The organism is Bradyrhizobium guangdongense (assembly GCF_006483445.1).
Taxonomy (GTDB): Bacteria; Pseudomonadota; Alphaproteobacteria; order Rhizobiales; family Xanthobacteraceae; genus Bradyrhizobium; species Bradyrhizobium guangdongense_A.
Window position 1 is genome coordinate 1 of the sequence record NZ_PPPT01000013.1, and the last position, 22,943, is coordinate 22,943.

Annotated in this window: 25 protein-coding genes; 11 read left to right on the forward strand and 14 right to left on the reverse strand. The window is 63.8% G+C overall.

Features of this window, described 5'->3' with window-relative positions:
* Both C2U70_RS01765 and C2U70_RS01770 read left to right on the forward strand, forming a co-directional pair.
* A partial coding sequence (locus tag C2U70_RS01765) for a hypothetical protein (RefSeq protein ID WP_246666640.1) occupies window positions 1-435 on the forward strand: 435 nt, incomplete at its 5' end.
* Window positions 436-559: 124 nt separating this feature from the next.
* Window positions 560-2,797 carry a PAS domain-containing hybrid sensor histidine kinase/response regulator gene (locus tag C2U70_RS01770; protein WP_186294005.1) on the forward strand — a complete coding sequence of 746 codons (2,238 nt, stop codon included), beginning with the start codon at window positions 560-562 and terminating at the stop codon, window positions 2,795-2,797.
* 154 nt (window positions 2,798-2,951) lie between these two features.
* Here C2U70_RS01770 and coaA read toward each other — a convergent pair whose 3' ends face one another.
* The 7 genes from coaA to hisB form a co-directional block, all read right to left on the reverse strand.
* On the reverse strand, window positions 2,952-3,908 hold the full coding sequence (gene coaA, locus C2U70_RS01775; RefSeq protein ID WP_140976145.1) for a type I pantothenate kinase: 957 nt from the start codon (window positions 3,906-3,908) through the stop codon (window positions 2,952-2,954).
* Window positions 3,909-3,923: 15 nt separating this feature from the next.
* Window positions 3,924-4,247, reverse strand: a complete 324-nt coding sequence (locus C2U70_RS01780) for a phosphoribosyl-ATP diphosphatase (protein ID WP_140976146.1) — start codon at window positions 4,245-4,247, stop codon at window positions 3,924-3,926.
* 77 nt (window positions 4,248-4,324) lie between these two features.
* On the reverse strand, window positions 4,325-5,101 hold the full coding sequence (gene hisF / locus C2U70_RS01785; protein WP_140976147.1) for an imidazole glycerol phosphate synthase subunit HisF: 777 nt from the start codon (window positions 5,099-5,101) through the stop codon (window positions 4,325-4,327).
* Between the two features lie 10 nt (window positions 5,102-5,111).
* Window positions 5,112-5,852, reverse strand: coding sequence for a 1-(5-phosphoribosyl)-5-[(5-phosphoribosylamino)methylideneamino]imidazole-4-carboxamide isomerase (gene hisA / locus C2U70_RS01790; protein WP_140976148.1), 741 nt, complete (start codon window positions 5,850-5,852; stop codon window positions 5,112-5,114).
* On the reverse strand, window positions 5,849-6,499 hold the full coding sequence (hisH, locus tag C2U70_RS01795) for an imidazole glycerol phosphate synthase subunit HisH (RefSeq protein WP_140976149.1): 651 nt from the start codon (window positions 6,497-6,499) through the stop codon (window positions 5,849-5,851). The genes hisA and hisH overlap by 4 nt, the downstream gene beginning before the upstream one ends.
* Window positions 6,496-7,026 carry a DUF2628 domain-containing protein gene (locus C2U70_RS01800; RefSeq protein ID WP_140976150.1) on the reverse strand — a complete coding sequence of 177 codons (531 nt, stop codon included), beginning with the start codon at window positions 7,024-7,026 and terminating at the stop codon, window positions 6,496-6,498. Before C2U70_RS01800 ends, hisH begins: the two co-directional genes overlap by 4 nt.
* A gap of 63 nt (window positions 7,027-7,089) precedes the next feature.
* Entirely contained in the window at window positions 7,090-7,683 is a 594-nt protein-coding gene (gene hisB, locus C2U70_RS01805) for an imidazoleglycerol-phosphate dehydratase HisB (RefSeq protein WP_140976151.1), read from the reverse strand.
* 185 nt (window positions 7,684-7,868) lie between these two features.
* Here hisB and hslV point away from each other — a divergent pair, with 185 nt between their 5' ends.
* From hslV to C2U70_RS01830, 5 genes are all read left to right on the forward strand, one after another.
* Window positions 7,869-8,429: an ATP-dependent protease subunit HslV gene (gene hslV / locus C2U70_RS01810; RefSeq protein WP_140976152.1), complete on the forward strand. Its 561-nt coding sequence runs from the start codon at window positions 7,869-7,871 to the stop codon at window positions 8,427-8,429.
* A 3-nt stretch (window positions 8,430-8,432) separates the two neighbouring features.
* Window positions 8,433-8,918 carry a GNAT family N-acetyltransferase gene (locus C2U70_RS01815; RefSeq protein ID WP_140976153.1) on the forward strand — a complete coding sequence of 162 codons (486 nt, stop codon included), beginning with the start codon at window positions 8,433-8,435 and terminating at the stop codon, window positions 8,916-8,918.
* Window positions 8,915-9,520, forward strand: coding sequence for a DUF2585 domain-containing protein (locus C2U70_RS01820; RefSeq protein ID WP_140976154.1), 606 nt, complete (start codon window positions 8,915-8,917; stop codon window positions 9,518-9,520). The genes C2U70_RS01815 and C2U70_RS01820 overlap by 4 nt, the downstream gene beginning before the upstream one ends.
* Before the next feature lie 53 nt (window positions 9,521-9,573).
* Window positions 9,574-10,878 (forward strand): ATP-dependent protease ATPase subunit HslU, encoded by a 1,305-nt coding sequence (gene hslU / locus C2U70_RS01825; RefSeq protein WP_140976155.1) that lies wholly within the window; start codon window positions 9,574-9,576, stop codon window positions 10,876-10,878.
* 198 nt (window positions 10,879-11,076) lie between these two features.
* Complete coding sequence (locus C2U70_RS01830; protein WP_140976156.1) at window positions 11,077-12,201, forward strand: hypothetical protein; 1,125 nt, start codon at window positions 11,077-11,079, stop codon at window positions 12,199-12,201.
* Here the strand turns inward: C2U70_RS01830 and C2U70_RS01835 are convergent.
* Genes C2U70_RS01835 through C2U70_RS01845 form a run of 3 tightly spaced genes read right to left on the reverse strand, consistent with a single transcriptional unit; the run spans window position 12,198 to window position 15,065 of the window.
* Window positions 12,198-12,806 carry a Smr/MutS family protein gene (locus C2U70_RS01835; RefSeq protein ID WP_140976157.1) on the reverse strand — a complete coding sequence of 203 codons (609 nt, stop codon included), beginning with the start codon at window positions 12,804-12,806 and terminating at the stop codon, window positions 12,198-12,200. The two genes, C2U70_RS01830 and C2U70_RS01835, sit on opposite strands and share 4 nt — an antisense overlap.
* On the reverse strand, window positions 12,803-14,383 hold the full coding sequence (mltA, locus tag C2U70_RS01840) for a murein transglycosylase A (RefSeq protein WP_186294006.1): 1,581 nt from the start codon (window positions 14,381-14,383) through the stop codon (window positions 12,803-12,805). The genes C2U70_RS01835 and mltA overlap by 4 nt, the downstream gene beginning before the upstream one ends.
* Entirely contained in the window at window positions 14,361-15,065 is a 705-nt protein-coding gene (locus C2U70_RS01845; RefSeq protein ID WP_140976158.1) for a Tim44/TimA family putative adaptor protein, read from the reverse strand. The genes mltA and C2U70_RS01845 overlap by 23 nt, the downstream gene beginning before the upstream one ends.
* A 417-nt stretch (window positions 15,066-15,482) precedes the next feature.
* Between C2U70_RS01845 and secB the strand changes: the two genes are divergently transcribed.
* Entirely contained in the window at window positions 15,483-15,965 is a 483-nt protein-coding gene (gene secB, locus C2U70_RS01850) for a protein-export chaperone SecB (RefSeq protein WP_140976159.1), read from the forward strand.
* 47 nt (window positions 15,966-16,012) lie between these two features.
* Here secB and dnaQ read toward each other — a convergent pair whose 3' ends face one another.
* The 4 genes from dnaQ to C2U70_RS01870 are packed head-to-tail and all read right to left on the reverse strand — an operon-like array spanning window position 16,013 to window position 18,833.
* Complete coding sequence (gene dnaQ, locus C2U70_RS01855) at window positions 16,013-16,726, reverse strand: DNA polymerase III subunit epsilon (RefSeq protein ID WP_140976160.1); 714 nt, start codon at window positions 16,724-16,726, stop codon at window positions 16,013-16,015.
* 26 nt (window positions 16,727-16,752) lie between these two features.
* Complete coding sequence (coaE, locus tag C2U70_RS01860; protein WP_140976161.1) at window positions 16,753-17,352, reverse strand: dephospho-CoA kinase; 600 nt, start codon at window positions 17,350-17,352, stop codon at window positions 16,753-16,755.
* A 23-nt stretch (window positions 17,353-17,375) separates the two neighbouring features.
* Window positions 17,376-17,984, reverse strand: a complete 609-nt coding sequence (locus C2U70_RS01865; RefSeq protein ID WP_140976162.1) for a Maf family protein — start codon at window positions 17,982-17,984, stop codon at window positions 17,376-17,378.
* Window positions 17,985-17,993: 9 nt separating this feature from the next.
* Complete coding sequence (locus tag C2U70_RS01870; protein ID WP_140976163.1) at window positions 17,994-18,833, reverse strand: pyruvate, water dikinase regulatory protein; 840 nt, start codon at window positions 18,831-18,833, stop codon at window positions 17,994-17,996.
* Window positions 18,834-19,293: 460 nt separating this feature from the next.
* On the opposite strand from C2U70_RS01870, the gene hemJ reads away from it, so the two are divergent.
* From hemJ to mnmE, 3 genes are all read left to right on the forward strand, one after another.
* Window positions 19,294-19,716 carry a protoporphyrinogen oxidase HemJ gene (gene hemJ / locus C2U70_RS01880; protein WP_140976165.1) on the forward strand — a complete coding sequence of 141 codons (423 nt, stop codon included), beginning with the start codon at window positions 19,294-19,296 and terminating at the stop codon, window positions 19,714-19,716.
* A gap of 248 nt (window positions 19,717-19,964) precedes the next feature.
* Window positions 19,965-21,230: a transcription termination factor Rho gene (gene rho, locus C2U70_RS01885; protein ID WP_091882608.1), complete on the forward strand. Its 1,266-nt coding sequence runs from the start codon at window positions 19,965-19,967 to the stop codon at window positions 21,228-21,230.
* 316 nt (window positions 21,231-21,546) lie between these two features.
* Window positions 21,547-22,896 (forward strand): tRNA uridine-5-carboxymethylaminomethyl(34) synthesis GTPase MnmE, encoded by a 1,350-nt coding sequence (mnmE, locus tag C2U70_RS01890; protein WP_140976166.1) that lies wholly within the window; start codon window positions 21,547-21,549, stop codon window positions 22,894-22,896.
* Window positions 22,897-22,943: the final 47 nt, after the last annotated feature.

Here is a 22,943-nt window from a genome sequence, read left to right on the forward strand (position 1 = left end):
CGATCCGAGCTCGCCGCGGGAAAACACCGCGGCGAGCTCGGATCGGCCTCGCATCCCTGCATCGCCTTCGGCGACACTTCGGTTCAGCTCGCCTCGGTTCCCTGGGGCGCGGACCTGCATGTCGGCTTCACTGACGATCCCGGCCGCGCCACGGTGCGGGTGCAGATCACCGACGACGCCGATGCCGCCGATTTCGCCCTGGTCGATGACACCTCGACCTCGGAGACCGGCGCCTGCCAGGGCCACGCCATGATGCGCTCGGTGGCGATCTCCGGCTGGTCGAACGCCGAGGGTCCGGTGATCTATCTCTCCCACGAAGGCCCGGCCGATTATCGCGTCTATGTGCGCTCGAAGACGTTTTCACCGCGCGATGCCGCAGCATTGATCGTCGGTGCCAGCGGCGGCCACCGCCGCATGCAGGCCGCCTCGCTTTGAGAGATTAACGATCCGTCAACCCTGTTCGAAGCCCGCCGCCAAACCTCAAACTCTTCGCAAGGTCGAACGACGCATCGTCACCGAGGGCTGGCATCAAGTTCAGGCAGTATCGGGGTCATTGGCGATGGGTCGGGCGTTCCGGATCAAAGTGCGCATGCGCCGCTTCAGGCGCCGCTACCCCAAAATCTCATTCGCGATCCGCTCCTTCTTCATTTTCTCGGCGACGTTCGGCGCCGCCTATGGCTTCATCACCGCAAGCCGCTCCGAAAACTCCGGCTACGATCCCAACGCCTTTGCGGTCGGCGCCAGCTTCCTGTTTGCGTTGGCCTGCCTCGGGCTTGCCACGCTCAGCATGCGGCTGCGCTTCGTCAACAAGCGCATGCGCACGCTGGCGGTCCACAACGAGGCGCTGGTCGATCGCAATTGGGAGCTCAAGGAAGCCGAGGAACGCGCGCGCAGCCTGTTCGAATCGCAGGGCGATCTGATCGTGCTGCGCGACCATCAGGGCCGCATCACCTTTGCCAATGACGCCTATTGTGCGCTCGCCGGACAGGAGCGCGGCGCACTGGTCGGCACGCGCTTCAATTTCGACGTGCTGGAGCAGGGCGAGAGTGCGCGCGAGAGCAACGGCACGCGCATCCACGATCAGAAGATTTCAACGCCGCTCGGCTCGCGCTGGGTCGCCTGGCGCGAGGGCCTGGTGCGGTTAGACGCCGGCCAGCCCGCCGAACTGCAGAGCGTCGGCCGCGACGTCACCGACCGCACCGAGAGCGAGCGCGCGCTATCTGAGGCACGCGACCAGGCCGACGCCGCCAACCGCGCAAAATCGCGCTTTCTCGCAATGGCGAGCCACGAGATCCGCACGCCGCTCAACGGCATCATCGGCATGAGCGGCCTGTTACTCGACACCACGCTGACGCCGGAGCAGGGGACTTATGCCAAGGCGGTGAAAACCTCGGGCGAGGCGCTGATGGCGCTGATCGAGGAGCTGCTCGACTACTCCAAGATCGAAGCCGGCAAGCTCGACCTCGAGCAGCGTCCGTTCGCACTGTCGACGTTGATCGAAGAAATCACCGAGCTGCTCGCGCCGCGGGCGCAGGCCAAGAAGCTGGAGATCGCAGCCTATGTCGACGAGCGCCTGCCGCTCGAAGTCGTCGGCGATGCCGCCCGGCTTCGCCAGGTGCTGCTCAATCTCGCCGGCAACGCGATCAAGTTCACATCGACCGGCGGCGTCGCGCTGATCGTCGAGCCCGGCATCTGGCCGAACGAGATCAGTTTTTTGGTGCGCGACACCGGCATCGGCATCGCGCCGGAGGCGCAGTCGCGCATCTTCCGCGAATTCGAGCAGGCCGACGAGCGTGTCGCGCGGACCTATGGCGGCACCGGTCTCGGGCTTGCGATCAGCGAGCGTATCGTCAAGCGCATGGGTGGCCGGATCACGCTGGAAAGCGAGCAGGGCAGGGGCTCGACCTTCGACGTGTCGATCCCGTTGCTCGCCTCCGACGCCAGGGCCGGACAGACGGCGTTCCCGAGTCCCGATCTCAATGGCAAATCGATCCTGCTGATCGCTGATGGTATCGAGGCCTCGCTGATCGCACACCGGCTGGAGCGCTGGGGCGCACAGACCTGCATGGTCGCGGATGCCGCAGTCGCTGAGGCGCTGCTGCCGGAGCGCTCCTGGCACGCGATGCTGGTCGATCGCGCGCTCGGCGCGGAGTGCGTCGCGCGCCTGAGCGAAGCCGCACGCGCGCATGCGACGCAGCGGCTGGTGCTGCTGACACCGGCGACACGGCACGAGCAACAGCTTTCGGCGGGTCTCACCGGCTTCCTCGTCAAGCCACTGCGTGCGGCCTCGCTCGCCGCACGGCTGTCGCTGACCCCCGAGGTCGCCTCACCGGATCTCGCACCGGAGCCGGCGGACGAAACCAGGGAAAGTTCATCGAACGCAGCGTCGAAAGGTCTGTCGATCCTGGTCGCCGAGGACAACGAGATCAACGCGCTGTTGATGCGCTCGCTGCTGACCAAGCTCGGTCACCGCGTCGTGATCGCGACCCATGGTGAAGCAGCGCTGGAATCCTGGCAGGCCGCAAGGTCGGCCGGCACGCCCTACGATCTCGTGCTGATGGACATCCAGATGCCGCAGCTCGACGGCATCGAGGCGGCGAAACGCATTCGAACGCATGAAGCCGCGCAGGCGGCGCGTCGCACGCCGATCCTGGCGCTGACCGCGAACACGCTGGTCGAGGATCGCTACGCCTGCTTCGAGGCCGGCATGGATGGATTCCTGATCAAGCCGCTCGATCGCGAAAAGCTGGAAGAGGCGCTGGCTGGGCTCACCGCATCCCGGCATCTGGTAGCGTAGAGCCACAATCACCACAGCCGTAGGGTGGGCAAAGCTTCCGCCGTAGCTCGCAGAGCGAAGGCGGAAGCGTGCCCACCTTTTCTATCTCGTACCTGGAGAGATGGTGGGCACGGCGCGCGAAGTGCGCGCGCCTTTGCCCACCCTACGACACGTCTTACAGCCGCCGCAGCGCCACGCTCTCCACCGTGTGGTCGGCGCCCTTCTTGAGGATCAAGGTCGCACGGGGACGGGTGGGCAAGATGTTGTCTTCGAGATTGGCGAGGTTGGTGCGTTCCCAGATCGCGGTCGCGGTCGCGATCGCTTCCTCGTCTGACAGCAGCGCATAGCGGTTGAAGTAAGACTTTGGATTCGTGAACGCGGTGTCGCGCAGCGCCAGGAAGCGCTTGATGTACCATTGCCGCAGCGCTGCCTCGTTGGCGTCGATATAGACCGAGAAATCGAAGAAGTCGGAAACGACGGGCACCGCCTTGCCGTCGCGCGGCAGCTTGCCAGTCTGCAGCACGTTGACGCCTTCGACGATCAAAATGTCGGGCTGGTCGATCTCCACCCACTGGTTCGGCACGATGTCGTAGGTCAGATGCGAATAAACCGGCGCGCGCACGTTGCGGCGCCCGGACTTGATATCGGAGAGGAAGCTCAGCAGCAGCTGCAGATCGTAGCTCTCGGGAAAGCCCTTCTTCTGCATGATGCCCTGGCGGTCGAGCACGGCGTTTGGATAGAGGAATCCGTCGGTCGTGATCAGCTCGACCTTCGGCCGTGGCGACCAGCGCGCCAGCAAGGCCTGGATCACACGAGCGGTGGTCGATTTTCCGACCGCGACGGAGCCTGCGACGCCGATGATATAGGGGACCTTGCGATCCCTGATGTTGAGGAACTGACGCTCCGCGTAGTACAGCCGCTGCATCGCATCGACGTAGATCGAGAGCAGGCGGGACAGCGGCAGATAGATGTCCTCGACTTCCTTCAAGTCGAGGCGATCGTGCAGCGAACGCAGGCGGTCGAACTCGCCCGGCTCCAGCGTCATCGGCGTATCGTCGCGCAACCGCGCCCACTCATCGCGCGTGTAGACGCGGTATGGATTATATTGCTGCTCGGGTGCGCGGATATCCATGACGCGACCTTTCCGTTAATCGCCCTTACGCGAAGCCTTCTCTTCCAACCCTGAGATCGCGGTGCGCTTGTCCAGCGCCGCCTCGACCTCTTCCAGCTTTACGCCACGGGACTTCAACAAGACAAGGAAGTGATAGAGCAGGTCGGCGCTCTCAGCGATCAGATGCGCGCGATCGTTTTCGACTGCTGCGATTACGGTTTCGACTGCTTCCTCGCCGAACTTCTTGGCGCAATGTTCCGCGCCCTTGTCGAGCAGCTTGCGGGTATAGGACGCCTCACCACTGGCCGCCGCGCGGGCGTCGATGGTGTCGGCAAGATCGTGGATCGTGAAACGCGGCATACGAAATACTCAACTCACACGCCAGCCAATGAGCCGGTCCCCATCGGCAAATGTAGCACTTTTGCGACCGGGAGTCGTCATGCATCCAGGCGCATGGGCAGCCCGCGCCGGACCATGTGCTCCTTCGCCTCGCGAATGGTAAATTCGCCGAAGTGAAAGATCGACGCCGCCAGCACCGCGGTGGCGTGCCCCTCGCGAATACCGTCGACGAGGTGATCGAGATTGCCGACGCCGCCGGACGCGATCACGGGAACGGGAATGCTGTCGGCGATCGCCCGCGTCAGCGGGATGTCAAAGCCCTGCCGGGTGCCATCGCGATCCATCGAGGTGAGCAAAATTTCACCAGCGCCGAGCGAGACCACTTCCTGGGCATATTCGATGGCGTCGATGCCGGTCGAGTTGCGCCCGCCATGGGTGAAGATTTCCCAGCGCTCGCCGCCGCCCGCGCGCTTGACCCGCTTGGCGTCGATCGCGACCACGATGCACTGCTCGCCGAATTTTTCTGCGGCTTCCTTGACGAACTCGCGCCGGGACACCGCGGCGCTGTTGATCGAAACCTTGTCGGCGCCGGAGCGCAGCAGGGTCTTGATGTCGTCGACCGTGCGGACGCCGCCGCCGACGGTGACCGGCATGAAGCAGGCTTCCGCCGTGCGCCGGACCACGTCCAGCATGATGCCGCGGTTCTCATGGGTCGCGGTTATGTCGAGGAAGGTCAGCTCGTCGGCGCCGGCGGCGTCATAGGCGATGGCGGCTTCGACGGGGTCGCCGGCATCGCGCAGGTCGACGAAGTTGACGCCCTTGACGACGCGGCCGTCCTTGACGTCGAGGCAGGGGATCACGCGCACCTTGAACATCCGATGTCTCCTAGGCGGCAGCGCGCGCGTTGCGGATCAGGGTGAGGGCGGCCGCGGGATCGAGCCTGCCGTCATAGAGCGCACGTCCGGCAATCGCGCCGGCGAGTTTTTTCGCGCGCGGGGTGAGCATGGCCTTGACGTCCTCGATCGAGGCGAGGCCGCCGGAGGCGATCACGGGGATCGAGATGGCGTCGGCGAGCGCAATGGTCGCGTCGAGATTGAGCCCCTTGAGCAGGCCGTCGCGTGCGATGTCGGTGAAGATGATGGCGGCGACGCCGGCATCCTCGAAACGCTTGGCGATCTCCAGCACCGTGACTTGCGACGTCTCGGCCCAACCTTCGACGGCGACCTTGCCGTCACGGGCATCGAGCCCGACGGCGACGCGGCCGGGAAATTTTTTCGAGGCCACCTTCACCAGTTCAGGATCGCGCACGGCGGCGGTGCCGATGATGACGCGCGTGATGCCTTTGCTGAGCCAGGCTTCGACAGTCGCGAGATCGCGGATGCCGCCACCGAGCTGCACCGGCATCTTGATCGTCTTCAGCATGGCCTCGACAGCCTGCGCGTTGACCGGCTTGCCGGCAAAGGCGCCGTCGAGATCGACGACGTGGAGATATTCAAACCCCTGCGCGGCAAAGCTCTGCGCCTGCGCGGCGGGATCGAGGTTGAACACCGTGGCGCGCGCCATGTCGCCTTGCTCCAGGCGCACGCACTGGCCGTTCTTCAGATCGATGGCGGGGAAGAGAATCACGGCTTCCATCTCAAAAAGTTTTGGATCAGCGCCAGGCCAAAGCGCTGGCTCTTCTCGGGGTGAAACTGCGTGCCGATGGCGGTGTCCTTGCCGACGATGGCCGTGACCGGGCCGCCGTAATCGGCGCGCGCCAGCACATCCGCCTCATTCACCGGATTGAGGTGATAGGAGTGCACGAAATAGGCGTGCTGGCCCTTGGGGCCGAGCGGCAGCTTGTCCAGCACGGGATGCTCGCGCAAGAGGTCGAGCGTGTTCCAGCCCATATGCGGGATCTTCAGGTTCTCGTCGCGCGGCGCGATCTTTTCGACATCGCCGGAGATCCAGTTCAGGCCCTCGGTGATGACGTGCTCCTTGCCGCGGCTCGCCATCAACTGCATGCCGACGCAGATGCCGAAGAAGGGGCGGGCCTTGACCCGCACGGCTTCGGTGATCGCCTCGACCATGCCGTTGACCGAATCCAGCCCACGCCGGCAATCGGCAAAGGCGCCGACGCCCGGCAGCACGATGCGGTCCGCGCTGTAGGCGCGATCCGGATCGCTGGTCACGAAGATCTTCTGCGGATCCTCCATGCTGCGCGCGGCGCGCTCGAAGGCCTTTGCAGCGGAATGCAGATTGCCGGAACCGTAATCGATGATGGCAACGCTCATCGTGACCCTCCCGGTTCTGGAAACAATCCGATAATGCCGCCTGACGGCAGCGGCGGCGGGTTGGAGAACGCCTCACCCGGCACGCTGCGGGTCGGCGGCGGTCCGCCGCGATCGACGGCCCATTGATCGTTGACGATGCCGCGCTGGGCCTTGCTCCAGCGATCGAAGAAGCGATGCTCGGCGGTGTCCTCATCGTCGGCGACGACGACGTCGAGCTGCCGCCACTTGCCGCGCGACAGCGTCCAGCGGCGCAGGGTGGTCGCCTCAAGCCCCATCAGGATCGCCACAACGATGTCGGCTAGCAGGATCCCGCCGCGGCCGACGCCGAGACTCGACAAGGCGGCCTGGAACGCCGCGAACAGAACGATCCAGCCGATCAGCGCCAGCCACAGCCGATTCCACAACAGCCAGAGCGGGCCGAACACCATCGCCCAGAAATGAAAGCCGTCGCGCACGAAGACGAACTTGTCGGTGGCGCGCAGATCCGCTCCATGGGGGGAGGGAGCATGAACAGTGTAGACAGGCATGGTGATGCCCCGTTCTCAATCATTCAGTGAACCCGCCGGCGGCGTTGCCGCGAGACGGAGATGTCAGCCGCCGAGCGAGCCCTTGGTGGACGGGATCTCGCCCGCCGCCTTGGGGTCGATCGCAACCGCCGTGCGCAACGCTCGCGCCAGACCTTTGAAGCAGGACTCGGCGATATGATGGCTGTTATCGCCATATAGGGTCTCGACGTGGAGAGTCACGCCTGCGTTCATGGCGAAGGCCTGAAACCACTCGCGCACCAGCTCGGTGTCGAACTCGCCGATCTTGTCGCGGGGGAAGTCGGCCTTGAACACCAGGAACGGGCGGCCCGAAATGTCGATGACCACGCGCGACAGCGTCTCGTCCATGGGCATGTGAACGCTGGCATAGCGGGTGATGCCCGCCATGTTGCCGAGCGCCTGCTTCACGGCCTGGCCGAGCGCAATGCCGGTGTCTTCGGTCGTATGGTGATGATCAATGTGCAGATCGCCCACCGCCTTGACCGTGAGGTCGATGCGGGAATGGCGGGCAAGGAGATCGAGCATATGGTCGAAGAAGCCGATGCCGGTTGCGATGTTGGACACGCCGGTGCCATCGAGGTTCACGGATACCTCGATGTCGGTCTCCTTGGTCTTGCGCTTGATCGTCGCGGTGCGCATTGAAGGCTTTCGCTGGAGTTTGGGCCGAAAACGGCGGTCTTTTAACAGCCTAATCTTGCCTTCGCTACTGCGGGATGGGCTGGGCGGGCCCCTACTTCTGCCTATGGTGAGCGGAATCGCCCCAAAAGCCCCCGTTGTGCCCCCGGTCCGGACCGCCTAGATCAGGCCGGAGAAAGAGGTACTTCATGCAGGATTCCCAGAACAGCTCGCCGGTCTGGCACGGCACGACCATTGTGACGGTCCGCAAGGGCGGCCGGGTGGTCGTGGGCGGCGACGGTCAGGTCTCGATCGGCCAGACCGTGATCAAGTCCAACGCCAAAAAGGTCCGGAAACTCGGCAAGGGCGACGTGATCGGCGGCTTTGCCGGCGCCACGGCCGATGCCTTCACGCTGTTCGAGCGGCTGGAATCCAAGCTCGAGCAATATCCGGGACAACTGACCCGGGCGGCGGTCGAGCTCGCCAAGGACTGGCGGACCGACCGCTATTTGCGGCGGCTGGAGGCCATGATGATCGTGGCCGACAAGGACGTCTCCCTGGTCCTGACCGGCACCGGCGACGTGCTCGAGCCGGAAGCGGGCGTTATGGCGATCGGCTCCGGCGGCAATTATGCGCTGGCCGCGGCCCGCGCCCTGCTCGACACCGACAAGGATGCCGAGACCATCGTCCGCCGCTCGCTCGATATCGCCGCCGACATCTGCGTCTACACCAACCGCAACGTCACCATCGAAGCCCTGTCGAGCGGCTAGGCCATGGCCGCCGCCTACACTTTCCGCCCGATGACTACAGCCGACCTGCCGCTGATCCGGCACTGGCTGCGCGAACCGCATGTCAGGGAATGGTGGGGCGATCCGGACGAGCAATATGCGCTGGTCAGCGGCGATCTCGACGAACCGGCGATGGACCAGTTCATCGTGTTGGCAGGCGAGGTGCCGTTCGGCTACCTTCAGTGCTACCGCCTGACGGCGTGGAATACCGGCCTTGGGCCACAACCGGAGGGAACGCGTGGAATCGATCAGTTCATCGGCGAGATCGACATGATCGAACGCGGCCACGGCTCCTCTTTCATCCGCCAGTTCGTCGACGGCCAGTTGCGGCAGGGCCTGCCGCGCATGGTCACGGATCCGGATCCATTGAACCTGCGCGCGTTGCGCGCTTACGAAAAGGCGGGCTTCGAAAAGGTCGGCATGGTCGAGACGCCCGACGGCCCTTCATTGCTGATGATCCGCGATTCATGACGCTGACCCACACACACGACAGCAAGGTCACGATCCCGCCGCTCTATTGGGTCGGTATCGCGCTGCTGCTGCTCGCGCTGCAGGCCTCGATCCTGTTCGCGATGGGCCGCGTGCCGATCTGCACCTGCGGCTATGTCAAGCTGTGGCACGGCGTGGTGCAGAGCTCGGAGAATTCGCAGCACATCGCCGACTGGTACACGCTCTCGCATGTCCTGCACGGCTTCCTGTTCTACGCCATGACCTGGGCGCTGTTTTCGCGGCTGTTGTCCTGGCCCGCGCGCCTGATCGTCGCGATGCTGATCGAGGGTGCCTGGGAGATCGTCGAGAATTCGCCGTTCATCATCGAGCGCTATCGCGCCGGCACCATCTCGCTGGACTATTACGGCGACAGCATCGTGAACTCGGTCTCCGACACGCTCTCCATGGTCCTCGGGTTCCTGGTTGCCCGCGCGCTGCCGGTGACCGCCACGATCGTTCTCGCGCTGATTTTCGAAACAGTGATGGCGCTGCATATTCGCGACAATCTGACGCTGAATATTTTGATGCTGATCCATCCGCTCGAGGCGGTAAAGCAGTGGCAATCCGGCCCGCCGATCATCTGACGACTCAAAATTCCGGCTTGTCCTCGGCCGTCTCTGACCCTAGCTAGACAGACATGACAGACTTCTCGCCCCGCGAAATCGTTTCCGAACTCGACCGTTTCATCGTCGGCCAGGCCGAGGCCAAGCGCGCCGTCTCGATCGCGCTGCGCAACCGCTGGCGCCGTCAGCAGCTCACGGGCTCCTTGCGCGAAGAGGTGCTGCCGAAGAACATCTTGATGATCGGGCCGACCGGCGTCGGCAAGACGGAAATCGCGCGGCGTCTCGCAAAGCTCGCGAATGCGCCGTTCCTGAAGGTGGAAGCGACCAAGTTCACCGAGGTCGGCTATGTCGGCCGCGACGTCGAGCAGATCGTGCGCGATCTCGTCGAGGTCGCGATCGCCCAGGTGCGCGAGAAGAAGCGCAAGGACGTGCAGGCACGCGCCCAGCTCGCCGCCGAGGAGCGCGTGCTCGATGCGCTGGTCGGCGCCAATGCCAGCGCCGGAACGCGGGAATCGTTCCGCAAGAAACTGCGCGCCGGCGAGCTCAACGACAAGGAGATCGAGATCGAGACCCAGAGCACCGGCAGCGGCCTGCCGATGTTCGAGATCCCGGGCATGCCCGGCGCACAGCTTGGCGCGGTCTCGCTCGGCGACATCTTCGGCAAGCTCGGCGGCCGGCCCAAGATGCGGCGGCTGACGGTCGAAAGCTCGCACGAGATCCTCGTCAACGAGGAATCCGACAAGCTCCTGGACAACGATCAACTCGTGCAGGAGGCGATCGGCGCGGCCGAGAACAACGGCATCGTGTTCCTCGACGAGATCGACAAGATCTGCGTGCGGGACGGCCGCGTCGGCGGCGATGTCTCCCGCGAGGGCGTGCAGCGCGACCTGCTGCCGCTGATCGAAGGCACCACCGTCTCGACCAAGCACGGCGCTGTGAAGACCGACCACATCCTGTTCATCGCGTCCGGCGCCTTCCACATCGCAAAGCCGTCGGACCTGCTGCCGGAGCTGCAGGGCCGCCTGCCGATCCGCGTCGAGCTGCAAGCGCTGACCCGCGACGACATGCGGCGCATCCTCACCGAGCCCGAGGCTTCGCTGATCAAGCAATATGTCGCGCTGCTCAAGACCGAGGGCGTCACGCTCGACATCACCGACAGCGCGATCGACGCGCTCGCCGACATCGCGGTCGCCGTCAACTCGACGGTCGAGAACATCGGCGCGCGGCGGCTGCAGACGGTGATGGAGCGGGTGCTGGACGAGATCTCCTTCACCGCGCCCGACCGTAACGGCGACACCATCCAGGTCGACGCCGACTATGTCGAGAGGCACGTCGGCGACCTCGCCAAGAACGCCGATCTGAGCCGGTTCATTTTGTAATTCCGGGCCAGTCCGCTATCTATTCCGCCGTCGTCCTGGCGAAAGCCAGGACCCATTACCCCCGATGGGTCTTGTTGGAAAAGATAGTGGCCTCAGTTTCGGCTCACCCAAGCATTCGTGGCTATGGATCCCGGATCGGCGCTCGCCGTGCGAGCTTGTCCGGGATGACGGCGGAGGTAGACGCACGCCGGGTGCCCCGTGCTCGCTGAAATCAGGCAAAACCCCTGGCGGCTGCTGCTCGCGATCAACGCCGCCGTCATCGTCGGCGTGTTCGTCCACAAGATCCAGCTCCCGCCCTGGGTCCCCTATATCCACCTCGTCGTCGACTATCACTTCGGCTTCATCAAGCGCGCGCTGATCGGGGCCATCGTTGCGCTGTTCACGACCAAGGTGCCGGTATGGCTGGTGTTCGCGATCGCGGGCACCGCGTGGCTGGTGACGCTGGGACTGTTCCTGAAGCTGTTCCAAAGGACGTTCGGCTTCACCGCAAAAACCCTGCCGCTGTTCGTCTTCATCGCGGGCTCGCCGTTCTTCCTGAAGAACTTTATGTTCACGCTCGGCCATTTCGATATCTATGGCTGCGCGCTGGCGCTGATCCTGCTGCTGGTCCCGGCCCGCTCGCTGTTCTACGTCGCGCTGGCCGCATTGTTCTCCATCACCCTGATCCTGATCCACCACATCCATCTCCTGATGTACGTGCCGACGATCGTCGTCATCGTCGTGGTCAGGCATTACCTCACGCACGGCGTCACCCGCGCGAATGTCGCCTTCGGCGTCGTCGCTCTGCTCGCCGTCAGCGCGCTGTTCTTCGCCGCGCAGTTCTGGGGCGTGATGCCTATACCGGAAGCGGAGTTCGTCAAATATTTGCAAGGCAGGATGGTCGATCCGACCCGATCCGACCTCCTCCAGTTCAGCTACATCTGGTACCAGCCGCTGTCGAAGGAGATTGCGGATACCTGGGCCCGCCTGCCGCACAACAGTCTCGGCATTCCCGTCTTCGCGCTGCTGATCTGGCTGCACATGCCGCTGTGGCGCGTCTTTGCGGATCTCATCCGCAATCTCGCCGATGATCTGCACCGGCGTCTCGTCGTGACAGGACTGATCGGCGTCAGCCTCGCCTATCTCGTGATGTTCGCGATGGTGTTCGATTATTCGCGCTGGATCTCGAGCTGGGCCGTCTGCATGTTCCTGATCCTGCACGCCGTGAAGATGTTGCCCGCCGCGCGCGAAACTCCGCTCATTCCGGCGGAGGACAAGAAGACCAACATCTTTGGCTGGATCATCACCCTGATCCCGCGTGTCGGGATCGTCCGGCCGTTCTAGCCCCGCGCCCGCCGTATCCGCACATACAGCGCGCCCTCGCCGCCATGGCCGATGCCGGCCTCCTCGAAGCCGACGACAAGACTGCGAAACTCCGGCAGGCTCAGCCATTGCGGGACCTGCCGGCGCAGCACGCCGCTCTCGCCGCCGGCGCGGCCCTTATCAGTCTTGCCCTTGCCGGTGATGATGAGCACGAAGGTTAGCCCGTTATGATGCGCGCGCTGCAGGAATCCCGACAGCGCGTGATGGGCGCGGATCTGCGTCATGCCATGCAGATCGAGCCGTGCCTCGATCTCGCTGCGGCCGCGTGACAGTTTTGTCCGTTCGCGCTTGCCGAGCGGGGCGAGCGGCGGCACGGCGGGTTTTGCGACCCGCGGCGCGGCAGGTGGCGCATGCGGTCGCGGCGACATTGCCGGCTTGGCAACCGGCGCCGCGTGCACCGCCGCCTCGGCGCGCTTTGGCGCATCCGGCTTGGTCGCACGACGCTTTTTGAGCGGCTTGATCTGCCTGGCGACGAGATCCCAGAGCGCGCGATCCTCGTCGCTCAGCGCGCGGCGGCGCGGCGATGGAGGCGGATCCAGCACGGGCGGGCGCGACGGTCGCTTCATTGCCTGTGCGTACGCCTATGGACGTGCTTGCGCTGCTCGCGGCTGGGCTTGATGACCGGACGCGGCTCCGGCAGCGGCACCGGGTTCGCTACCGCGACCGTCGCGCCCTTGGTCTGCGCCGCGGGAGCGGCAGCCTTTGCATTCTCGGGCGCTTTCGCAGCAGCGGCCACCGGCTGGGCGTCCTTCTGATCCTTGGCAGGAGCCGTCTGCGGAAACAGCTTTGCGATTCTTTCCGAGGGCCGCGGGTCCGGCACCGGCAGCCGAGCACCCCGCGCGACGGGATCGAGGCTCTTCGGCACCAGCATCACAAAATGCATGGGATGACGCAGGCGGCCGGAGACGCGGCCCGCTTCCTGGCCGGCGCCAAAATAGAGATCGGCGCGCGCCGGGCCCACGATCGCCGATCCCGTGTCCTGCGCGATCATCAGGCGGTGGAACGGCGTCTTCGACCGATCGGATTCGATCGGCAACTGCCCCTCGATGAAGAATGGCGTGCCGTAGACATGCAGCGCCTTGTCCACCGCGATCGATCGGCCCGCGGTGAGCGGCACGCCTTGCGCGCCCACGGCTTCGTCCTTGTCCGACAAATTCACCTCGCGGAAGAAGATGTAGGAGCGGTTCTGCCGCCGCAGCTCTTTTGCGCCGTCAGGATTTTGCGCCATCCACTCCCTGATCTTCTGCATCGACATCTCGTCCTTCGCCACGATGCCGCGCTCGATCAGGATCCGCCCGACCGCCGTGTAGGGATAACCGTTATGGGCATCGTAATTGATGCGGATGGTCGAGCCGTCCTCCAGCTTGATGCGCGCGGAGCCCTGGATCTGCGCAAACAACAGATCAGTGGAGTCCTTGAGATAGGCGATCTCGAGTCCGCGGCCGGCGATGATGCCGTCCTCGATCTCGCCGCGGTCGTAATAGGGCACGAGCTTGCGGCGGCCGATCTTGCGGAACACCTGGCCCTTGTTGGGCAGGCTGACGGAGTCCTGCCTGAAGCCGCGCACGAACAGGTTTGACGGCCGGCGATAGATCGGCACGGTGTAGACATCGGTCGGCGTGCGCGAGCCGTCGAGGATCGGCTCGTAATAGCCGGTCACGAAACCGTCGGGCTCACCGAGGCGCGAGATACGCAGCGGCGAGAATTGCTCCTCGAAGAACGCCTTGGCTTTCGCGCCGTCATTCAGCTCCAGCGTCTTCGCGACCCGGCAGGGTTCGTTGAGCGAACCGCCGATGGCCTTGGCCTCGGGCGACGGCTGGTTTTGCGGCGTGATCGATTTGCAGCTCACGCGAAACGCCTTGTAGGCGGCGAGATGATCGTCGTCGCTCCAGCCGGCGATTTCGGTCCAGGCAAGCGGCAGATATTGCGTGCCGGGAATGTCGAAGGGCAGCGCGAGGCTGGGGTAGGGCAGCGCCCGCTTCGGCACGGCTGCGGCGATCGGGGGCGAAGGATGATGACGGCTGTGGGAGTGGCGTCGCGCAGCTTCTGCCGTCAGCGAAAACGACGACAGCGCGACGGCACCTGCGCACAGCGCCGTCACGCAATTCCAAAAGGCCTGCTTAATGGGCGCTTCCGGTGCCAACCAGCTTCCAGTTCGGATCGCGAGAGCCCGTATCGCGGGCAAAGGTCCAGACGTCGGTGATGTCGGCGACCTTGTCGGCGCTGCCGTCGACGATCGCGCCGGCCTTGTCGCGGGTGACCGAAATCATCTGCGAGACGAAACGCACGGTGAGCTGCGCATTGCGGTCGCGCGCCTCGGCGCCGACCAGCTCGGCCTTGTCGATCGAGACGAAGCGCGTCTCGGTCTTCTGCTCCGCCTTCTCGCGTTCCTTGATCGCAGCGTCGAAGCTCTCATAGACGTCCGACGACAATAGGTCGCGCAGCGCGCGGCGGTCGCCATTGGCGAAGGCGAGCACGATCATCTCGTAGGCGCTGCGGGCGCCCGAGAGGAAGTGGCGCGGGTCGAACGAGGAATCCTTCTCGACGATGGCATCGAGGCCCTGCGCGAGCGATGAGCCGGGTTCGGCGAGATCCTTCCAGCGATCGCTGGGCGGGGTGACATCGGCGCTCGGCGCCTGCGGAGCCTGGTCGATCACCTTGCCGGGCATCGTCACGACATTCTTGTCGGCGCGCTGGAGCGCATTGCGCGCGGCGGTGCGGTCGAACGGCGGCCGCTCGTTGCCGGTGCGCTGCCCCAGCACGCTGCGCAGGCGCACAAAGATGAAGACCGCCAGCGCTAGGAAGATGATGGTGTAGATGTCCACTTGGGTATTCGCTTTCTGGTCCTTGCCGTCAGGCCATCGCCGGAAACATAAGCCCGGCCAGTAGACCGTTCCTTACCGGAACGGCAACACTACATCACCTTTTTAGGTCCGCCTCTTTCGGACCGATTTGGGTCCGCGGGATGTAGGCACGAAATCTGGCCCGGCCAATGGCGCCTTTTGGCACAGTGCGAATTGTAGCGCGTTTTATGCTTAAGGGGAAACCCGATCCTGCCTGGAAATCACGCATCTTCAAACGTTTAAGATGCATGCGGGCGAACCTGGACGGGTGGGGAGGCAGCCCCGCACCCCCCGCCGGAAAAGCGCTTCCGGGGCCGTTCGTCCTTGTGGAATGAGGCGGCCCTATGTTAGCCAACCGGCCGCGATATCAGGCCCATTCGGGGTTAAGGAGAGAATTTCATGACCAACGGTAACGGCAACGCCCCCGATGCGGCCCCGGCGCCTCAGCTCAACGTTCTGGCGCAGTATACCAAGGACCTCTCGTTCGAGAATCCGAACGCGCCCGCCTCGCTGCAGCAGCAGGGTCAGCAGCCGCAGATCAACATCCAGATCAACGTCACCGCCAACAATCTGAGCGAACAGGAGTTCGAGGTGGTGCTGTCGGTCGAGGGCAAGGCCGAAATGGCCAGCAAGGTGATGTTCTCGTTCGAGCTCGCCTATGCGGGCGTGTTCCGCATCGTCAACGTGCCGAAGGAAAACCTGCATCCGCTGGTCATGATCGAATGCCCGCGGCTGCTGTTCCCGTTCGCCCGCGAGATCATCGCGACCGCCGTCCGCGACGGCGGGTTCCCGCCCCTGATGCTCGATCCGGTCGATTTCGTCGGTCTGTACCGCCAGAACATGGAACGGGCCCAGCAGCAGGCCCAGGTCAAGCCCAGCTAAGTCAAGCCGAGCTAAGTCAAGCCCAGCTAAGGCGAGCCGGCTAGACTTCAGCCCGGGTTCGCCGCAGGCGCGGCGAGGTACTCGTTCCAGATCGCCTTGTCTCCCATCGTCGCGATGAAGGCACGATGGGCCTCACGCTCGGCATCCGTGATGCGGGGGCTGAGCGGCGCCAGCCGCTGCCGCCGCGGCGCTTCGCCGCTGGCATTGAGGCGGATTTCGTCGGTTTCACCCGCCAGGATGAGCTGCGACTGACGGGCGCCAATCAGGTCGACATAGACTTCCGCCAGCAGTTCGGCGTCGAGCAGGGCGCCGTGCTTGGTGCGGTGGGAATTGTCGATCGCATAGCGCGAGCAGAGATCGTCGAGGCGATTTGACACGCCGGGATGCTTGCGCCGCGCCAGCAGCAGCGTATCCACCAGCCGCTCGCGCGGAATCGGCGCCCGCTTGACGCGATCGAGCTCGGCATTGATGAAGCTGATGTCGAACGAGGCGTTGTGGATCACCAGCGGCGCGTCACCGATGAATTCCAGGAATTCCTCGACCACCTCGGTGAACAGCGGCTTGGTCGACAAAAATTCGCTCGACAGCCCATGCACCGCGAAGGCTTCCGCCGGCATGTCCCGCTGGGGATTGATGTAGCAGTGGTAGCTCTGCCCCGTCGGCATGCGGTTGAACATCTCCACACAGCCAATTTCGACCAGGCGATCGCCGCGCAGGGGATCGAGGCCGGTGGTTTCGGTGTCGAGGACGATTTCACGCATAAGTCAGGCCGCCGTTGTCAGGCGAATCAGCTTCGCCGTTGCGGCATCTTAGCGACCTCGGCAAGGATGTGCTTGATCTGGGCCCGCACCGGATCGAGGCCGTACGAGGTATCCACCACGAAATCCGCACGCTTGCGCTTCTCGGCGTCGGGCATCTGTTTTGCGATGATGGCATCGAGCTTTTGCGCGTCCATGGTACCGCGCGCCAGCACGCGCTCGCGCTGAAGTTCAGGCGACGTCGTCACTACGACGACCGCATCGACCCGCTTCTCGCCGCCGGTCTCGTACAGCAGCGGAATGTCGAGCAGCACCACCGGCGCCTTCGCAGCTTCCGCGTCGGCAAAGAACTTTTGGCGCGAGGCCCCCAGCATCGGATGCACGATCTGCTCGAGCTGCTTCATCGCCGCGGCATCGCCGACCACACGTGCCGACAGTTTTGCGCGATCGACCTTGCCATTGGCGGTCGTGCCGGGGAAGGCCGCCTCGATCGCCGGCACCGCTTCGCCCTCGTAGAGCTGATGGACCGCGGCGTCGGCGTCATAGATGGGAACGCCGGCCTCCGCGAACAGTTTTGCCGTCGTGGATTTTCCCATTCCGATCGAGCCGGTCAGTCCGAGGATCAACATGATAGCGCCGCCATTCTCTCGGATCACACCGCTACTAGCCCTTCGCTACGGAGGAAGGCAAGGAGCGGCAGCAGCGGCAGGCCGAGGATGGTGAAATGGTCGCCCTCGATGCGTTCGAACAGATGCACGCCAAGACCTTCGAGCTGATAGGCGCCGACGCTTGTAGTGACGGCGTCGCCGGCGGCGTCGAGATAGGCGGATATTTCGGCTTCCGAAAGTGATCGCATCGTCATGTGCGCGACCGAGGCCTCCTCGAACAACAGCTTGCCGCCGCGGGCAATCGCGACCGCTGAATGGAGCTCGTGAGTTCGCCCGGCAAGATCGCGCAGTTGCCCGGTCGCCTGCTCCCGTCCAGCAGGCTTGCTGAACAGGCGCTCGCCGAGGGCCAGCGTCTGGTCTGCGCCGATGACGTAGCGATCACGCTGCCGCACCGAGATCGCCTTCGCCTTTTCGCGGGCCAGCAGCATCGCAACGTCGCGCGGGCTGGAGAGCCTTGACCCGGCCTGAATTCCGCGCTCGTCGATATCCGCAGGCATGGCCGCGAATGGAAGGCCGGCATTTGCGAGCAGCATTTTTCGCGCCTGGCTCTGCGAGGCCAGGATCAGCGGAGCTTTGCCGCGCCAGAGAGTCATCGGTCGCATCTAGTCCGAGGGCCGGTTGCGTTGCCGGTCGGTGTAAAGCTTCATGACCGCCGCAGCCGTTTCCTCGATCGAGCGGCGCGTCACGTCGAGCAGCGCCCAATTGTGCTTGGCGCTGAGCTTGCGCGCAAAAGCAACCTCGTCGGTGACCGCCTGCCTGTCGATATAGGTCTCGCTGCCGCGCTCTGCGCCCATGCTGAGCAGCCGGTTCTGGCGTACCTGGATCAGGCGCTCCGGCGTGGCGTGCAGGCTCACCACGAGGGGCCGCGTCAACGTCTCCAGCTGATGCGGCACAGGGATTCCCGGCACCAGCGGAACGTTGGCGGTGCGGATGCCGCGGTTGGCAAGATAGATCGAGGTCGGCGTCTTCGAGGTGCGCGAGACGCCCACCAGCACCACGTCGGCCTCCTCGAGGCCTTCGACGTGCTGACCGTCGTCATGCAGCATCGTGTAGTTCAACGCGTCGATCCGCTTGAAATATTCGGCATTGAGCACGTGCTGCGCGCCGACACGGCCGGTGGTGTTTGCGCCGAGATAGGCCTCGAACAACTGCATCACCGGACCGATGATCGAGAGGCTGGGAACGTTGATGTCCTTGCACTTGTTCTCGAGTCTCGCGACCAGATCCTTCTCGAGCAGCGTGAACAACACGATGCCCGGCGCTTCCTCGATCTCGTCGAGCACGCGATCGAGCTGCTTTTGGCTGCGCACCAGCGGATAGACATGCTCGACCGGCGTGACATTGGCGTATTGCGCGGCGACCGCGCGCGCCACGGTGATCAGGGTCTCACCGGTGGAGTCGGAAACCAGATGCAGATGGAAATAATTGTTCGAGGTCGGCACGAAATCTCTTTGTATGTCGGCGGGACGAACTGTGAATAGGTGTGGACCTTAACCCCTCGGAAAGGGTTGTGCGACACCAGGGGCGGGACAACCGCCAATTTTCTTCACACCACTGCCCCAAGGGACAAGTCCGCCGGCCTGCCAAGGGGGAAACGGGATTGCGTGGACAGGTCTCTTGATAAGCTGTCGATGGTCTTGCGCAAGGCCTTGAGCGCAGTCGGCTTATCCGGATGGGGCGAGCCAGCGTGGGATATGTTGATGGATGTGAAAAAGCGTCGGCGAACTGGCTGACGATATTGCGTGAGTCCAATCCACCGTCACTTAGACTCAGACTCTAAGAATCTAGAAGTTTTAAGTTTAGAAGAGCCGGGCAAGCGGATATGTGTGCGCTCCCATCTCTAAACGAATTCTTACCAATCTCGGTTCCTCCACCGATTGATGAGATCAGAGGTTTTGACGCATGTACGAGTGGATCAAGGCGGTGCACGTGATTGCCGTCATCTCCTGGATGGCGGGAATGCTCTATCTGCCGCGGCTGTTCGTCTACCACTGCGAGGCCGAGATCGGCTCAAAGCAGTCCGAGACCTTCAAGGTCATGGAGTGGCGGCTGCTCAAGGCGATCATCAACCCCGCGATGATCGTCACCTGGCTCGCCGGGCTCTATCTCGCATGGTCCGGCCATTGGTTCTCGTCGCCTTGGTTGCACGTAAAACTGGCACTGGTGCTGGCGCTCTCCGCGGTCCACGGTTTTTTTTCCCGCTGGGTGAAGGATTTCAAAGCTGACCGGCGCCCGCGGAGCCAGAAATTCTATCGCATTATCAACGAGGTGCCGACCGTCCTGATGATTCTCATCGTCATCATGGTGATCGTGAAGCCGTTCTAGGCAATGAACGTGATCGCCCGCTCAGTGCTTCGCCTTGCGCTGCGAGAAGCGATTTTCTATATTGGCGGCATCCCACCCAACGCAGGCGGATGTGGTTGTGTCCGAGCTTTTCACAGCCGGACACCGCATCAGGTTTGAAGCCCCACCGGCACTCACCTTGCTAGACCTGCGGACCTTACCTGCTCGCGTCCGCATTTCTCAGGCCACCTCGCACCCCCTTCCCAAGGTTACCCCACAGGACCACCCCAATGCGGGAAATCAAACTCCAAGACCTTAAATCCAAGACGCCGGCCGAGCTCGTCTCGTTCGCCGAAGAGAAAGGGGTCGAGAACGCCAGCACACTGCGCAAACAGGAGCTGCTGTTCGCCATCCTCAAGCAGCTTTCGATTCAGGAAACTGACATCGTCGGCGAAGGCGTCGTTGAGGTTCTCTCCGACGGCTTTGGCTTTCTCCGTTCGCCCGACGCCAACTATTTGCCCGGCCCTGACGACATCTACGTTTCGCCGTCGCAAATCCGCCGTTTCGGCCTGCGCACCGGCGACACCATCGAAGGCCACATCCGCAGCCCGAAAGAGGGCGAGCGATACTTTGCGCTGCTCAAGGTCAACACGCTGAATTTCGAGGACCCGGAAAAGGCCAAGCACAAGGTCAATTTCGACAACCTCACGCCGCTATTTCCCAATCAGCGCTTCCGCATGGAAATCGACGACCCGACGCGAAAAGACCTTTCTGCAAGGGTGATCGACATCGTCGCGCCGATCGGCAAGGGCCAGCGCGCGCTGATCGTCGCGCCGCCACGCACCGGCAAGACGGTGCTGATGCAGAACATCGCGCATTCGATCACCGCGAATCACCCGGACTGCTACCTGATCGTGCTGCTGATCGACGAACGTCCGGAAGAAGTCACGGACATGCAGCGCTCGGTGAAGGGCGAGGTCGTGTCCTCGACCTTCGACGAGCCGGCGGTGCGCCACGTCCAGGTCGCCGAGATGGTGATCGAGAAAGCCAAGCGTCTGGTCGAGCATGGCCGCGACGTCGTCATCCTGCTCGATTCGATCACGCGCCTGGGCCGCGCCTACAACACCGTGGTGCCGTCATCCGGCAAGGTGCTGACCGGCGGTGTCGATGCCAACGCGCTGCAGCGTCCAAAACGCTTCTTCGGTGCCGCCCGCAACATCGAGGAGGGCGGCTCGCTGACGATCATCGCCACCGCGCTGGTCGATACCGGCAGCCGTATGGACGAAGTCATCTTCGAAGAGTTCAAGGGCACCGGTAACTCCGAACTGATCCTGGACCGCAAGGTCTCGGACAAGCGGACCTTCCCGGCCATCGACATCTCGCGCTCCGGCACCCGCAAGGAGGAGCTCATCACCGATCCGCAGGTGCTGAAGAAGATGTACGTGCTCCGCCGCATCCTGAACCCGATGGGCACCATGGACGCGATCGACTTCCTGCTCGACAAGCTGCGCTCGACCAAGAGCAATTCGGAGTTCTTCGATTCGATGAACACCTGAGTTTGCTGCAGCAGAGTTTGCGAAGGGCGCCTTTGGCGCCCTTTTGCTTTTGCTGCACTCTTGCTGCGGAATTGTTGCAGCCATGACCGAAACACCGGCTGGTCCTATCTCTCAATTAAGTATTTGGTTTATTTAACTATTATTTCTTCTTGCGAGGGCGGGCCGGACAGCCGCAGGATTTTTGCTGCAGGAATGCTGCATGATATGTTGCGCCGCAATATCGGGCATTTGCTGCCCGCAGGGTTCGCTTCAAGCGGGTGGCATCGTCGCAATTCGGCGTTTGCGTTTTGACCCGGCGACGGACAAATAGGCCGCCATGCATCCGAGGGACCAGACCATCTTTGCGCTGTCGTCGGGACGGCCGCCGAGCGCGATTGCGATCGTGCGGGTCTCGGGCCCGGCCGCGCGCGAGGTGCTGACCGCGCTCGCCGGCAAGGTCCCAGGGCCGCGCCAGGCCAGCCGGGTGACCCTGCGGGATGCGGCCGGCGAGCCGATCGACGATGCGGTCGTGCTGTGGTTTCCAGGACCTGGCAGCGCCACGGGTGAGGACGTTGCCGAATTCCACGTCCATGGCGGCCGCGCGGTGCTGGCGGCGCTGCTGTCAGAGATTTCTGGTATTCAGAATATTCGCGCCGCCGAGCCCGGTGAGTTCACGCGGCGCGGATTCGAGAACGGCAAGCTCGACCTCACCGAGGCCGAGGGTCTCGACGACCTCATCCATGCCGACACCGACCGGCAGCGCCGCCAGGCTTTGCGCCAGTTGCAGGGATTACTCGGCGACCGCGCGCGCGACTGGCGCGAACGAATCATCGAGGCGTCTGCACTGATCGAAGCCGGCATCGATTTCTCCGACGAAGGCGACGTGCCGCTGGAATTGCAGGCGCCGGCGTTGAAGGCGATTGAGGCGCTGCACGACGAAATCGCAAAAGTGCTTGCAGCGCAGGGCAAAGCTGAACGCCTGCGAGATGGACTCGTCGTCGCCATCGCCGGCCCGCCGAACGTCGGCAAGTCGACGTTGATCAATCAGCTCGCGCGTCGTGACGTCGCGATCGTCTCGCCGCACGCCGGCACGACGCGCGATGTGATCGAGGTGCAGCTCGATCTCGACGGCTATCCCGTCACCGTCATCGACACCGCTGGCATTCGTGAGACGGACGATCCCGTCGAGCAGGAAGGCGTGCGCCGTGCGCTTGCGCGTGCGGATGAGGCGGATCTCGTGCTGTGGCTTTCCGACGGGGGCGACGGCGAGGCAAAATCCGCTGGAGCGGCGCCGGTGTGGATTGTGCGAAACAAGATCGACCTCGCTTCGGAAGACTTGAGTCCGCCGGGAGGGAAGGCTATGGCCCCGGACGGTGGCGCCAGGATCTTTGCGATCTCGGCGCAGCGCGGCGACGGACTGCCTGACCTGATCGAGGCCCTGGTCGAGTTCGCCGGCGCATTCTTCGGGGCAAGCGAAGGCGCGCTCGTCACCCGCGCCCGCCAGCGGGAGCTGTTGCGGCAGACCGCCGCCTCCCTGAAGCGGAGCATGGAACTTCTCGGCCAAGGCGAGGAACTCGCCGCCGAGGAACTCCGGGCGGCGGCCTATGCCTTGGGTCGGCTGCTTGGCCGGGTGGACGTCGAGGACGTCCTTGGGGCCATCTTCCAGAAATTCTGCATCGGAAAGTAAGACTAGTTCTACATTGTAGAACTATTTCTTGTTCCGCTCTTTCGTTG